Origin of the sequence: Alteromonas pelagimontana (genome assembly GCF_002499975.2) — a bacterium.
Lineage (GTDB): Bacteria > Pseudomonadota > Gammaproteobacteria > Enterobacterales > Alteromonadaceae > Alteromonas > Alteromonas pelagimontana.
Genome location: NZ_CP052766.1, coordinates 840724 through 854499 on the forward strand (window position 1 = coordinate 840724; position 13776 = coordinate 854499).

Consider the following 13776-nt stretch of genomic DNA (forward strand, 5'->3'; position numbering starts at 1 on the left):
TATGAGTTACAAAATTATTCTGGACACCGATCCAGGTATTGATGATGCAATGGCAATCTTTTTTGCCTTTCAAGCGCCTGACATTGAAGTATTGGGCCTGACGACAGTGTTTGGCAACGTGCCGGTTACTATGGCTGCGCAAAACGCCCTTACGTTATGTGAATTGGCGGGTAAAGACATTCCTGTCACCAAAGGCGTCGGTATGCCATGGGTGGGCCCCGAATCTTCCTATGCGCATTTCGTGCATGGCGATGACGGTTTTGGCAATATTGACTTTCCGGCTGCGACGCAGCGTGAGTTAGATCCGCGCAGTTCCGCACAATTTATTGTGGATATGGCCAAAAAGTATCCCGGAGAAATTACCCTTGTCGCCATTGGGCCGCTGGGAAATTTAGCCTTAGCTCTGCGGCTGGAACCGGACCTTCCTAAGTTGGTGAAAGGTGTGAGCATTATGGGAGGCGCTGCCTTCGTACCGGGCAATGTAACGCCAATTGCTGAAGCTAATATCTGGAACGATGCCCATGCAGCCGAAATTGTGTTTGCTGCTGACTGGGATATCACCATGTTTGGCCTTGATGTTACCAATGTCGTTCGGTTTAAAGCGTCATTCGTTGATTCACTAGCAGAAAAAAATTCTACCCTCGGCGGCTTCGTGCAGAAGTCTGCGCAGTTCTACATTGATTTTTACACCAAAGACAGTGAAGAACGCGTGTGCTGTTTTCATGACGCCTTTCCACTAGCGCACCTGATTCAGCCACAGTTATTTGAGTTTACTGAAGGTTATGCTCGCGTTGGTACAGGTGAACTTGATCGCGGACAAACCGTTGTCGCACCTGAAGGCACCACCGCCAGCCCACTGTGGCTAAATGCGCGTAAGGTCAAAGTAGCAACCGAAGTTGATCGCAAAGGCCTGGAAGACTTATTTGTTTCCACTTACGCGTTATAAGCAATTCATACTGATGCGCTGAGTGAGCACACATCAAGGTGGATTAGTATTATTCCTGTTTCAGGTTAGGTAGATACTGGAACCCGCGGAGGGTTCCAGTGTCTACATTGTCATCCTTTGCTGATTTTTATTTTGAGGATTGACTGATTCATGCATATTGCTCCAAAGCCATTTGACGAAGAACAACGTCTTTCCGACCTGCTGAGCTATGACGTTCTTGATACCGAAGCTGAAGCGCTGTTTGACGAACTCACACAACTTGCCTCACAAATCTGCGGTACTCCCATCGCCCTGGTAAGCTTAATAGATTCTGACCGCCAATGGTTTAAATCAAAAGTGGGTATTAATGAAACCGAAACGTCGCGCAATGTCGCTTTTTGTGCTCACGCCATTTTGCAGGACGAAGTATTTGAAGTTGCCGACGCATCAAAAGACCCTCGCTTTAAAGATAACCCTTTAGTAGAGAAAAGCCCCAATATACGTTTTTACGCTGGCGCGCCTCTGATCACGCCCAACGGACACGCCATCGGCACGCTTTGCGCGCTTAGCAGCAAACCGAAAACGCTGACTTGTACGCAGAAGCAAGCATTAAAAACATTAAGTCGGGCGGTCATCTCGCAGTTAGAGCTTAGAAAGAAAAACCAGGAACTGCGACGAATAAATCATTTCAGGTCTGAATTTCTATCCTATATAAGCCACGAAATTCGTACGCCAATGAACGCCATTAATACGTTCAGCAGGTTACTGAAAAAGGAAGCCAAAGCGACAAATTTACCGGAGTTCTTTTCGGAATCGCTTACCCACATCGTAAAGAGCGGAGACAGATTATTAGAAATTGTAAACTCGGTTCTGGATATCCAGCAGCTTGAAACCGGTAAATTAACACTGCTGCCCCGAGTGATTACCAGCAAAGATTTTTTTGTTCATTTATTTACGTTAATGAATGTTCGCGCTGAAGACGAGAATGTAACCTTTCAGTGGCACATCGATGACAGTCTGCCGCCAGTGATGAAACTGGACGACACTAAATTTGGTCAGATTGTGCTAAACATACTTAGCAACGCCATTAAATATACACCTGCCACTAAAAACGTGATCTGCCAGATTTTTTATGCTCAGGAGCAACTTGTTCTGGTAGTAAAGGATGAAGGTATCGGCATCAGTGAAGAAGAACAGCAACGCCTGTTTTCACCGTATCATCGTACTGACGATGCGAAAAAATTTGAAGGCACCGGGCTAGGTTTGGCCATTACCAAAGGCTTAGTTGACTTGATGGAAGGTCAGATTACGGTTAAAAGCCACGCGGGCAGCGGCTCAACGTTTAAAATAAGTATTCCTGTTGCACCACCTACCGCGCAAGATATTGCCGACGCGCAAGCGCCCGCTAGTGACGTAAAACTTGCTATTAAAGCCAACCCTGCCATTACTGATAAAACCAAACTGCTTGCCGATGGCTTAGACGCCGTTCTTACTAAACCTGTTGAAGTTGGCGCGTTGATCCATATTCTAAATCAATATTTAAGCGAAGATAAAAAATAAAAAGATGTCTCTTATTAATGATCGTATGGCGTTACGCCGACAGTTTCGTCAAGCCCGCCGCGCGCTATCTCAAAACCAGCAGGCACAAGCTGCACAGCAAATATGCCAGCAGGTGCAGAGTATGCCGGAACTCGCTCAGGCAAAGCGGATTGCGGCCTACTTAGCCAATGACGGAGAAGTGAGCCTGGCGCCTACTCTTGCTGCGTGCTGGCAGCGAGACATTGCCACTTCCCTGCCTGTACTTCATCCTGTTACCAAAACGCATTTATTGATGTTGGATTACCACCTGCATACCTCGATGACCAGAAACAGGTTTAATATCGCTGAACCACAGCTCGCCTGCCAGGCAATACGGCTGCTAAGTGAACATACGCTTATATTTATGCCGTTAGTCGGATTTGATGAGCAAGGAAATCGTCTTGGCATGGGGGGGGGATTTTATGATCGCACTTTAGCGAATTTGAAAAACTACGCCCAACAGCCGTTACTTTTTGGCGTTGCACACGACTGCCAACAGGCAGAATCGCTACCCATTCAACCCTGGGATGTGCCACTTGATGGCGTCATCACTCCCACTCAAATCATCCGAACAAAAAGGAATCACTAAAAAGTTAACTGTTGATTGCCAATCGCGGTAAATTTTCAGGTAAACTTCGACAAAACCGAACAGGAGTGGTTATGGATCAGAACGCAAAAAAGCAGGCTGTTGCACTGGCAGCTCTGGAATACATTAAACCTGATACTGTCATTGGAGTCGGTACCGGCTCCACCGTGAATTTTTTTATTGATGCACTCGCATCCATCAAACACACCTTTGCTGGTGCGGTGTCCAGTTCTAAAGCGTCTACTGATCGTCTGTCAGCGCTAGGCATTGAAGTTTTTGAACTAAATGACGTTGATAGTCTTTCTATTTATGTTGACGGCGCTGATGAAGTCACTGAACACAAGCATATGATAAAAGGCGGTGGTGCAGCATTAACGCAAGAAAAAATAGTTTGCGCTGTAGCCAAGACGTTTGTATGCATTGTCGATGATTCAAAGCAAGTGCCCGTACTGGGAAAGTTCCCCTTACCTGTAGAAGTGATTCCCATGGCTCGCTCGTATGTAGCGCGGGAGCTGGTGAAATTAGGTGGAGATCCGGTTTATCGGCAAGGTGTTATTACCGACAACGGCAATGTCATTCTTGATGTTCACAATCTTACTATTATTAATCCCAGAGAGTTAGAAGCCACCATCAATAATATTGCGGGTGTTGTCACTAATGGGATTTTTGCCTTACGCGGCGCAGATGTGGTCCTTGCCGCTACCGATAACGGTGTAGCCACCTTCAAGTAACATTCATGCAAGAAGCCGATGCCATGGCGTCAGCTTCTTGCGCTGGTTTATTCCCTTAGCTTCAGTACGCAAACCTAATACTGCGATAGAAGCAATGTAACGTTGTTTCTGAGAGATAATCTTTAAACCAACAGCACTTGCGTAAAAAAGCGCTTTTAACCACCTACGACTTCTGCTATTTTATCCATATAGACGTCCAGATGTCTTTTTATTTTCCCTTCAGTTTGAGAGCAAAGGCAATGAGTAAAGTTTCACTTCCCAAGGATAAAATCAAAATTCTGCTCTTAGAAGGTGTTCACCATAGTGCTGTGGAAACCTTTAAGAACAACGGCTACACCAATATAGAATATCTGAAAACATCGTTACCTGAGGATGAATTAATTGAAAAAGTAAAAGATGTGCATTTTATTGGCCTTCGTTCACGCACTCACATTACTGAAGCCGTTGTCGAAGCCGCTCAGAAACTTGTTGCTATAGGCTGCTTTTGTATTGGCACCAATCAAGTAGATTTGACCGCTACCCAGGTGCGCGGAATTCCTGTGTTTAACGCCCCCTTCTCAAACACACGGTCAGTCGCAGAACTGGTGCTTGGGCAGCTAATTTTGTTGCTGCGTGGCGTGCCCTCGAAGAATGCTAAGGCGCACCGCGGCGAATGGGAAAAAAGTGCGGTTGGTTCGTACGAAGCTCGCGGCAAAACCCTTGGCATTGTTGGGTATGGCCATATCGGTACCCAGTTAAGCATTTTAGCCGAACATTTGGGCATGCGAGTCCAGTTTTTTGATATCGAAGATAAACTGGTGTTAGGGAACTCTACGCAGGTTAAAACGCTGGAAGCCTTATTGGCAACCTCAGATGTCGTCTCCCTGCACGTACCGGAAACGGCACAAACCAAAAATATGATTGGTGAGAAAGAGCTGTCTCACATGAAAAAAGGCAGCATTTTGATTAATGCTTCTCGTGGTACCATTGTTGATATTGATGCACTGGTCAATGCGCTAGAAAGTGAGCACCTAAATGGCGCAGCCATTGATGTTTTCCCTGTTGAGCCTAAATCCAATAATGAGGAATTTCTGTCACCTCTGCGAGATTTCGATAATGTAATTCTTACTCCCCATGTTGGCGGCAGCACTCAGGAAGCACAGGAAAATATCGGCATTGAAGTGGCTGGCAAACTCGCCAAATACAGTGATAACGGTTCTACTCTGTCTGCGGTTAACTTTCCTGAAGTCTCGTTACCCGATCATCCAGGGCGTTCAAGGTTATTGCATGTTCACCAAAACCGTCCTGGCGTACTTACCCGAATTAACCAGACCTTTGCTGAAAAAGGAATTAACATTGCTGCACAATACTTACAAACCAGTGCCGATATTGGTTATGTAGTAGTGGATGTTGAAGCGGATAAGGCTTATGAAGCGCTTGCTCAGTTGCAGCAAATTGACGGTACGATTAAAACCCGCATCCTGCATTAATCGTTTTAGCTAATCGAAATTATAAGAAACGCCGCTCACAGCGGCGTTCTTCATTCTTTAAAAGAAACTATACACTAACGTTACGGCGGTTTCGGTATCCAGTTTCTCAATTCCTGAGTCTACATTGGAGTTATGATCCAATTTAATGGCGACTTTCATTGACAAATTTCCGCTAATAGTCGCGGTTAGTGCAGATTCCGAACGAGACTTCGTGTTGTCAGAACCAACTTCCGTACTCAATGTCTGCGTAAACTTGGATGTATCAGAAATCAACCACTGATAAGCTGCAGAAGCACGAACAATGAAACCATTTTGCTTTTCGCCTTCTATCGTTTCCTGCCACGTATAACCCGGACCAAGTGAGTATTCCAGAGACTGACGATCGCTTTCCCAAATCTGTTGGTTCCAACCGGCAGCAACAGTCGACTGATAATTAAAGCTGCTGAATCTGTCATCTTTGTAAGAACCGAAGCCGAATAGACGGTAATCTGGGTTATCCAACTTGTAGTTTGCCTGCGCAGAGCCATAGAACTTCTGAGCTGAAGTACGATCTTCATCTTCGCCTGCATCATTTTCTACCGATTCTTTTTTATAAAGCCCTTCGATGTTGTAGTCATTACTCCAGCGCTCGAGTTCCTGATGTGACTCTAATGAACCGCTGATTGACGTGCTGTCAGTGTTACCCGTGGTAAAAATAAAGCCCAAGCCACCTTCCAGAGAAAACGCTTTTTGATCGTCCTGCGCCATGGCATTAGACGCGCCCATTACACCGACAAGTGCGGTAACAAGTACTGTTTTTTTCATGTAAAGTTCCTATTTAATGTTGATACGTGTGCCACACCGACCACTGCATAAAAAGAAGATAAGTCAGTGCGCGTAAGTTTTCGCTGTAAGCGTATCTACACCTTAATCAATGATGGCTGGGTAGGCTGCCTTTACATTAACTGGTGCAAAAACGTTTGAATTATTTAAAAGAATCGGTAAACGATGGACACGCTAGTTTCTGTATTCAACCCTTCGACATCCTGTAGCGGAGCGGTTTCATGACTTAGTACAAATGACAGTTTCATGGCCAGAGAATCAAATATATTAGCAGACATGGTGGTTTCCGACCGCGACTTCATGTTATCTGCCCCGGCTTCCGTGCTGATAAATTGCCGAAATTTAGCGCCTGTATACCACTGGTATTGATATTCAGCAGAAGCTCGCAACACAATACCGTTATTGACGTTTGACACTGTGCCATCCTCAGCCGATACAAATGTGTAACCTGGACCTATGCTATATTTAAATAGACTTTCGTCATCATTCCAAACCCGTTGCGACCAACCGGTAGCCAGAGACGCCCGGTAGTTATAGCCGTTAAACTGGTCATTTTCATAGTCGCCGTACATGAACAGGCGGCTGCCGGGTGTGGCAAGTTTATAATCAAATTGCGCGTAACCGAAAAAACGCTGCGCAGTGACTTCGCGAACATCTTTGCCATCACGCTCCACCTCACTCTGCTTATACAGCAACTGGGCAAAATAGTAATTGTTCCAGTAGCGAGTTTCATGTTCTGATGTCACTCCCGCTTTCACCGACGACGCATTGGTATTTCCCGTTGCGGCAAGAATACCTAATTCACCATCCAGGGAAAAGCTGGGTTCACCATCGTCGGCATAGGCCTGAAATTCTGAATGATAAAGCGTCTGGATAAGGTTACGATCGTCAGCCCAAGCAGAAGCGCTGCCCCCCAGTAACGATAACAGGGACAGAACCAATAAACATGTGACAGATTGGTAATGCATATCTTTTATTCTGTTGTGATTATTTAGCGCATGTCATACACACCCGTCCCTGGCTCTTATTTCTAGGTTCCGTTTTTTAATTAAGCAGAGATGAAACTTTTTCTGTTTCTTTATTTGCGAAACTTACTGCGGTATCCAGTGTTTCGTCTCCAACTGTGAGCACGTTGGTCATTTGCGCGGGAAGCAATTCAATATTAGCGAAGGTTTCCCGGCGATTTTCCCGAATTGTAACGCGTTGTGCGCAAGCTAACAAAGCAATATCCGCGTCAGTTGCCTGTTTTTGCAAATTATGGAGATTTTTTACTGCGAAATACAAGGGCATAGGGAGCCGCCATTGTTCCATTATCGTGCCACTACAGGCAGCAAAGGAGAAGCCAAAATGTTGCTCCTGTCTTTCCCACGGTAATAAGGAATCATCGCTGTTGGTGTAAGCTTTATAGCGTTCTGGCGTTCGTTTGGCGACAACTAATTCGCTTAAATTCTGCAGTATTCCCATGACAAAAAACCGCTCACTGCCGCGAATCCCGCTTTGCTTGGCAAGATGCTTTCCCACCATGCCGCAATATACCGATTCCTGCCAATGCCTATCGAGCCGAATCAAATCCGAACCAAAATGCTGAAAGGCAGTATTTGCCGTTTCAGCCACCACCAGATTATATAAAGCTTCGCCGCCAATCACATTTATTGCTTTTGCAATGGATTCTATTTGAGAAGGAAAGCGAAATAACGCGCTGTTGGCGAGACGCAGAATTTTGGCGGTAAGGGAAGGATCAACGGCAATAAGACGTGCGATATCTTCGGCGCCAGAGCGCCTATCGTCTAAAACATCTCTTATTTTTATACACACGCCAGGTAGCGTAAAAGATTGTGTAGCAAAAGCCACATATTTTTCCAAAGTCATTACTACTGAAAAACCTTCCCGATTAAATCAACGGCAATTATACCTGTCAGAGGATTAATCACAGCTTCTTTAATCCTGCTTTTGTGGATTATCATCGTATCCGAATAAGTCTTGTTGTTGAGGCACAGGCGCGTCGCTGGATTTTACAGAGGTTTTGCGCCGCAGCGCTTGCTGTTTACGGCGTTGGCAGGCAGCAATAATCTTTCTACGTGTCGCATCGTCTACTTGAAGCCAATACAAACGCTCGTCTCTACTGCGATAGCAACCAATACAATAGCCCCGCCCCCCCGACTGGCACACGCCAATACAAGGGCTGGGCACGGCAAAAAACTCTAGCTGCCTGGCGGCAGGATCGCTATTTGATGCCATTATCGTTCTTGCTCACGCGCGATTCGCAACTTCTGATTACAAGTCATTCAAGTATACCAGCAGGACCAGGCAAATCGCATTAGATCTACTGAGAATGCTAATTGTTCGCTCACCCGTTAATCGACCAAGGTGTATTGGATTGTTGATACCACTCGCACTTTCTTAATATGCGGATGGTGATTATCGCGGGCAGAAATGGAAAACTGCCCCTGATTAGCCTGTTTAATTTTTCCAAGCCGACTCTCAGAATCCTTTGCAAACTTCTGAGCTACTTCACGTGCATTAAGCGTCGCCTCTTCTATCATCTGCGGTTTCACCTCATTTAAGCGACTAAAGACATATTCGGTCTGGGCATTGTACTGTTGCACCGACAACACCACGCCTTCTTTTAACAGCGCAGAAATGCTGTTCATCACTGTCCGGACCTTCTCTACGTTCTCAGAAAACACTGTCACCGTCTGAATTGCGCTATACCGGAACTCGGCGTTGTTGTTGCCGCCATACTGCTGTGCAAGCTTGTCGGTAATTTCCGGCTTGCCGATAGAAACTTCACCTTCAGCAATACCCGCATCCAGCAAAAATTGCTTTACCGTATTTGAGTGGCTTTCGATAGTGGTGTATAGCGCTCCGAGATCATTGCTTGCTTCAGTAAACTGAATAGGCCAAATAACGTGATCAGCAGGATACTCTCGTTCAGACAAACCTTTTACGGTCACCACCCTGTCCCAGGTTTTAAATTCTACCAACGCATTTGCCAGTTGGGCGCCGAGTATTGCCATAGCTACCACTAAACATACGCCAACAATGACAGAAGATACGCGCGACATAGTTACTTCCTAAATAGGGTTTAGCCTTAGCATAGCGATAAATTAAAACTGTGCCAGGCCAAAATTATGCTCAATTGTGGCAATTTTGGGCTGTTGTACCTCAGCAAGTTATATTCGTTTAATGCTCGCTTTAAACTGAAATAAAAAAAGCCGCTCTGGTGAGCGGCTGTAAATGCCCCATTTTTTAGCTGGAGTGAGGCAACACCTGGGTAGATTGTATAACCCGCACTTGCTTGCGGTTTTGCAGTAAATAGTAAAATACCGGTGTTAGTATCAGCCCAAAGAATGTAACGCCTATCATGCCGGAAAACACTGCAACACCCATTGCCTGGCGCATTTCTGCGCCTGCGCCGGTAGAGAGCACCATTGGTAGCACGCCCATAATGAATGCGATAGATGTCATTAATATTGGCCGTAAACGCAACCGCGAGGCTTCTTTAATAGCATCAAGTGTCGACATTCCCTGCTCTTCCAGCTCTTTGGCAAATTCCACAATCAAAATGGCGTTTTTAGTCGCTAAGCCGAACAACACAATTAATCCAATTTGGGTAAAGATATTGTTGTCACCGCCATACAGCGCTACGCCAATCAGCGCGCTTAACAACGTCATCGGCACTATCAGAATAATAGCCAACGGCAAACTCAAGCTTTCGTATTGTGCTGCCAGCACCAGAAACACCAGCAACACCACCAGTGGAAATACGAACAATGAAGCATCGCCGGCAAGGATCTGCTGATAGGTAAGTTCGGTCCATTCATACGTCATTCCAATTGGCAGCGTTTGCTCAAGAATTTTTTCCATTGCCGCTTTACCCTGATCGGAACTGAATCCAGGCATTGGCGCACCATTTATTTCCGCTGTTACATAGCCGTTATAATGCATCACGCGATCGGGTCCGGCAGTATGCGAGATATCGAGAAACGATCCTAAAGGAACCATATCGCTCTGGTTATTGCGCACTTTAAACTGACGAATTTGCTCAATGTCCTGCCGGTAAGGCGCATCTGCCTGTACGTTTACCTGATAAGTACGACCAAACAGATTGAAGTCATTCACATAGACCGAACCTAAGTACGCCTGCAAGGTGTTGAACAAGGTATCAATATTTACTCCCTGGCTCAGCGCTTTAGTACGATCCACCTCAACATCCAGTTGCGGTACATTGACTGTGAAACTACTGAAAGTATCGGTAAGCACTGGATCAGCCCAGGCCTTTTGGATAATTTCCTGAGTCACTTCATTGAGCTTGTTAAAACCGAGGTTTGCTTTGTTTTGCAACTGCAAACGAAAGCCACCAATGGTTCCTAATCCCATCACCGGCGGTGGCGGAAAGATTGCCACATACGCGCCTTTAACCGCGCCAAACTGCTGGTTCAACTGCCCGGCGATGGCTCCTGCCGACAACTCTGGCGTGGTACGTTCGGCGAAGGGTTTCAAAGAGGTAAAAACCACTGCCGAACTTGGACTATTGGTAAAGCCGTTAATGTTTAAACCAGGAAAAGCAATGGCATCTGATACCCCTGGATGCGCCATGGCAATTTCGGACATTTGCCGAACCACGTCTTCGGTACGATCAAGGGACGCCGCATCAGGCAGTTGTGCGAATGCCACCAGATACATTTTGTCCTGACCAGGCACGTAGCCCGTGGGCGTTGAGGTGAATTGTTGATACGTCAATGCTAGCAGCCCGGCGTACAGCAGCATTACAATACCGCCTTTACGCACCAATTTGCCCACACCTTTTGTGTAACCGTGGGCCCCGCGATCAAATAAACGGTTAAACGGCTGGAAAATAAAGCGGCCAAAAACCTTGTCCATTCCTTTAGTTAACCAGTCTTTAGGCGAGTTATGCGGTTTAAGAAGCAGCGCCGAAAGCGCCGGGCTTAATGTCAGTGAGTTAATGGCGGAAATTACTGTGGAGATAGTAATCGTCAGCGCGAACTGCTTATAAAATTGACCGGTTAGCCCGGACATAAACGCAGTGGGAATGAACACTGCAGCCAGCACCATGGTGGTGGCAATAATTGGCCCGGTGACTTCTTTCATCGCCTGGGTCGTTGCTTCAATAGGACTTCGACCTTCGGCAATATTCCGCTCGACGTTTTCCACCACGACAATGGCATCATCGACGACTATGCCGATGGCGAGCACTAAACCAAATAACGATAGTGCGTTTAATGAAAATCCTAAAAGATGCATAAACGCAAAAGTGCCGACCAGTGAAATAGGCACTGCCACCAAGGGAATAATGGAAGCGCGCCAGGTTTGCAGAAACAGTACTACCACCAGCACAACAAGTAACACCGCTTCAAGTAATGTGTTGACTACCGCTTTAATAGAGCCGCGGACAAACACGGTAGGATCGTAGACAATCTGGTACTCCAGCCCTTGAGGAAAGCCTTGCGCTAAACGAGCCATGGTGGCGCGAACATCGTCAGATATTTGTATAGCGTTAGAACCCGGTGCCTGAAAGATAGGCAGCGCAGCCGCTGGTTGATTGTTCAGCAACGAGCGCAACGTATAATAATCGGCGCCTAACTCCACTCGGGCAATGTTTTTTAGCCGCGTAACTTCGCCGTTGCTGCCGGTTTTAACAATGATCTCGCCAAATTCATTCTCATCAATAAGTCGGCCATGGACATTGATGAGCAACTGAAATTCGCTTTTTCCCGTAGGTTGCGCGCCCAGGCTGCCCGCTGCTGCTTGCTGATTCTGACTTTGAATTGCAGCAATAACATCATCTGGATTAAGCTCCAGCGCGCTGATTTTAGCCGGGTCCAGCCACACTCGCATACTGTATTCTCCGGCACCGAACAAACGAACCTGCCCGACTCCCTGAATCCTGGCCAGCTCATCTTTTACGTTTTGTTCAGCATAATTGGAAAGGTACAACATGTTATAGCGGCTGTCAGGTGAGGTAAGATGCACCACCATGGTCAGGTTTGGGGAAGACTTTTCCGTCACAACCCCCAGACGCTGAACTTCCTGCGGTAGCCTGGGGAGCGCACGATTCACCCGATTCTGCACCAAGGTTGTGGCATCATCAGGATTGGTACCAATGGCAAAGGTAATGGTAAGTGTCATACGGCCATCAGAGGTCGCCTGCGAAGACATGTACAACATGTTTTGGACACCGTTTATTTCCTGTTCAAGCGGACTGGCCACCGTTTCAGCAATAATTTTAGGATTCGCGCCAGGGTAATTCGCCGTTACTACTACCGTAGGTGGCACCACTTCAGGATATTCTGTAATGGGCAATTGCCATACAGCAATCGCGCCGCCGATAAATATCAGCAGTGAAAGCACGCCCGCAAAAATCGGGCGGTGAATAAAAAATTGAGAGAGTCGCATTATTTCGATCCTGTGGAAGGCACAATTGTGCTGGCTGTCAATTCAGCAATGTCATCAAGATGACGTTGCCATGCCTGTAGTTCGGCCAGCGATTGCTCGTCTGCCATTTCTATCGCGTTGGGCGCGACGACAGCTCCCGGCCGAACCCGCTGCAGCCCGTTCACCACTATAGTTTCACCTGGCTCCAGCCCACTTTTGATGAAGCGCATGCTGCCTGCTTTATCACCGAGCTCCACTGCACGATACGCGACACTGTTATCCTGATTCACAATCAGAACAAATTTGTTGTTCAAGTCTGTGCCAATCGCTTTTTCGTCGATTAAGATGCGTTCGCGGGTATCACCACCGGCAAGCTTAAGATGAGCAAACAAACCAGGAACCAAGGCTCCGCTTTTGTTCGGAAAGACAGCTCGAACACGCATAGTACCTGTGCTGCCATTAATCTGGTTGTCCACGAAATCAAGCTGCCCCCAATGTGTATAATCCTGTTCGTTGACCAGGCGCATTGCGACTGGAAGCTGGCTCATATGAGCAACCTTACCCTTCGCTTCGCTGATGTAGTTTAAGTAGGTTTGTTCATCGATATCAAAATACGCGTACAATTTTTCCGTTGAGACTATACTGGTGAGGACGGTTTGACCGGCGGTAACATAATTGCCTGCAGTAATGTTTGCGCGGGAGACGCGACCCGCTATGGGGGCTTCTACTCTGGCGAAGCCACGATTCAAACGCGCCGTATCTAATGCGGCCTGTATTTCAGCCACATTTGCATGTGCCTGATCCACAGCGGATTCGCGGTTATCTACTAACTCTTTAGAAACAGAATCGGTTTTTTTTAGTGTTATGGCGCGGCTAAAATCCTGTTGTGCCAGCTTTAAGCGGCTTTTTGCCTCTTGAATTTGAGCAGACAGGCGGTTTACCTCGGCCTTGAAGGCGCGATTATCAATTAAAAAGAGGGTTGCGCCTTGCTCAACCCACTCGCCTTCTTCAAAAGCGACAAAGTCGATGTAGCCGGAAACGCGTGGGCGAAGCGCCACGGTTTGGGGCGCTTCGAGACGGCCGGTGAAGTTATCCCATTCGGCGACATTGTGGCTTACAACAGGTGCCACATCGACGGGAATAGCTGGTGTGGCGTTAGCTTGATTTTCGGGACTGCTTTGTACGTCGCTGCAGGCGATCAACAGCATAGTGACCCAAATAATGATAGAAATTTTGTATACGAAAGTCATGATGTTCTGTGTGTCGGTG

The 13776-nt window shown here is 46.8% G+C and carries 12 protein-coding genes; 5 read left to right on the forward strand and 7 right to left on the reverse strand.

Annotated features, from left to right (window positions below; all coding sequences use genetic code 11):
- Window position 1: 1 nt before the first annotated feature.
- From CA267_RS03930 to serA, 5 genes are all read left to right on the forward strand, one after another.
- Window positions 2-946 carry a nucleoside hydrolase gene (locus CA267_RS03930; RefSeq protein WP_075608699.1) on the forward strand — a complete coding sequence of 315 codons (945 nt, stop codon included), beginning with the start codon at window positions 2-4 and terminating at the stop codon, window positions 944-946.
- A 150-nt stretch (window positions 947-1096) separates the two neighbouring features.
- On the forward strand, window positions 1097-2485 hold the full coding sequence (locus tag CA267_RS03935) for a GAF domain-containing sensor histidine kinase (protein WP_075608698.1): 1389 nt from the start codon (window positions 1097-1099) through the stop codon (window positions 2483-2485).
- Between the two features lie 4 nt (window positions 2486-2489).
- On the forward strand, window positions 2490-3092 hold the full coding sequence (locus CA267_RS03940; RefSeq protein WP_075608697.1) for a 5-formyltetrahydrofolate cyclo-ligase: 603 nt from the start codon (window positions 2490-2492) through the stop codon (window positions 3090-3092).
- A gap of 71 nt (window positions 3093-3163) precedes the next feature.
- Window positions 3164-3820: a ribose-5-phosphate isomerase RpiA gene (gene rpiA, locus CA267_RS03945; RefSeq protein WP_075608696.1), complete on the forward strand. Its 657-nt coding sequence runs from the start codon at window positions 3164-3166 to the stop codon at window positions 3818-3820.
- 239 nt (window positions 3821-4059) lie between these two features.
- Window positions 4060-5289, forward strand: a complete 1230-nt coding sequence (gene serA, locus CA267_RS03950; RefSeq protein ID WP_075608695.1) for a phosphoglycerate dehydrogenase — start codon at window positions 4060-4062, stop codon at window positions 5287-5289.
- A 57-nt stretch (window positions 5290-5346) separates the two neighbouring features.
- Here serA and CA267_RS03955 read toward each other — a convergent pair whose 3' ends face one another.
- The 7 genes from CA267_RS03955 to CA267_RS03985 all read right to left on the reverse strand — a co-directional run bounded on the left by CA267_RS03955 (window position 5347) and on the right by CA267_RS03985 (window position 13757).
- Window positions 5347-6093, reverse strand: a complete 747-nt coding sequence (locus CA267_RS03955) for a DUF481 domain-containing protein (RefSeq protein ID WP_075608694.1) — start codon at window positions 6091-6093, stop codon at window positions 5347-5349.
- 164 nt (window positions 6094-6257) lie between these two features.
- A complete protein-coding gene (locus CA267_RS03960) occupies window positions 6258-7079 on the reverse strand; it encodes a DUF481 domain-containing protein (RefSeq protein ID WP_075608693.1) in 822 nt (273 codons plus the stop codon).
- Window positions 7080-7155: 76 nt separating this feature from the next.
- A complete protein-coding gene (locus tag CA267_RS03965; protein WP_075608692.1) occupies window positions 7156-7980 on the reverse strand; it encodes an HDOD domain-containing protein in 825 nt (274 codons plus the stop codon).
- A 69-nt stretch (window positions 7981-8049) separates the two neighbouring features.
- A complete protein-coding gene (locus tag CA267_RS03970; RefSeq protein WP_075608691.1) occupies window positions 8050-8349 on the reverse strand; it encodes a DUF1289 domain-containing protein in 300 nt (99 codons plus the stop codon).
- Between the two features lie 116 nt (window positions 8350-8465).
- On the reverse strand, window positions 8466-9176 hold the full coding sequence (locus CA267_RS03975; RefSeq protein ID WP_075608690.1) for an SIMPL domain-containing protein: 711 nt from the start codon (window positions 9174-9176) through the stop codon (window positions 8466-8468).
- 184 nt (window positions 9177-9360) lie between these two features.
- The gene (locus tag CA267_RS03980) at window positions 9361-12528 is read right to left on the reverse strand and encodes an efflux RND transporter permease subunit (protein WP_075608689.1); all 3168 of its coding nucleotides are present in this window, start codon (window positions 12526-12528) and stop codon (window positions 9361-9363) included.
- Window positions 12528-13757, reverse strand: a complete 1230-nt coding sequence (locus CA267_RS03985; RefSeq protein WP_075608688.1) for an efflux RND transporter periplasmic adaptor subunit — start codon at window positions 13755-13757, stop codon at window positions 12528-12530. Before CA267_RS03985 ends, CA267_RS03980 begins: the two co-directional genes overlap by 1 nt.
- Window positions 13758-13776: the final 19 nt, after the last annotated feature.

Coding starts and splice junctions, on each gene's coding strand:
- CA267_RS03930 (WP_075608699.1), top strand. CDS start 2: ATGAGTTACAAAATTATTCTGGACACCGATCCAGGTATTGATGATGCA.
- CA267_RS03935 (WP_075608698.1), top strand. CDS start 1,097: ATGCATATTGCTCCAAAGCCATTTGACGAAGAACAACGTCTTTCCGAC.
- CA267_RS03940 (WP_075608697.1), top strand. CDS start 2,490: ATGTCTCTTATTAATGATCGTATGGCGTTACGCCGACAGTTTCGTCAA.
- rpiA (WP_075608696.1), top strand. CDS start 3,164: ATGGATCAGAACGCAAAAAAGCAGGCTGTTGCACTGGCAGCTCTGGAA.
- serA (WP_075608695.1), top strand. CDS start 4,060: ATGAGTAAAGTTTCACTTCCCAAGGATAAAATCAAAATTCTGCTCTTA.
- CA267_RS03955 (WP_075608694.1), bottom strand. CDS start 6,093: ATGAAAAAAACAGTACTTGTTACCGCACTTGTCGGTGTAATGGGCGCG.
- CA267_RS03960 (WP_075608693.1), bottom strand. CDS start 7,079: ATGCATTACCAATCTGTCACATGTTTATTGGTTCTGTCCCTGTTATCG.
- CA267_RS03965 (WP_075608692.1), bottom strand. CDS start 7,980: ATGACTTTGGAAAAATATGTGGCTTTTGCTACACAATCTTTTACGCTA.
- CA267_RS03970 (WP_075608691.1), bottom strand. CDS start 8,349: ATGGCATCAAATAGCGATCCTGCCGCCAGGCAGCTAGAGTTTTTTGCC.
- CA267_RS03975 (WP_075608690.1), bottom strand. CDS start 9,176: ATGTCGCGCGTATCTTCTGTCATTGTTGGCGTATGTTTAGTGGTAGCT.
- CA267_RS03980 (WP_075608689.1), bottom strand. CDS start 12,528: ATGCGACTCTCTCAATTTTTTATTCACCGCCCGATTTTTGCGGGCGTG.
- CA267_RS03985 (WP_075608688.1), bottom strand. CDS start 13,757: ATGACTTTCGTATACAAAATTTCTATCATTATTTGGGTCACTATGCTG.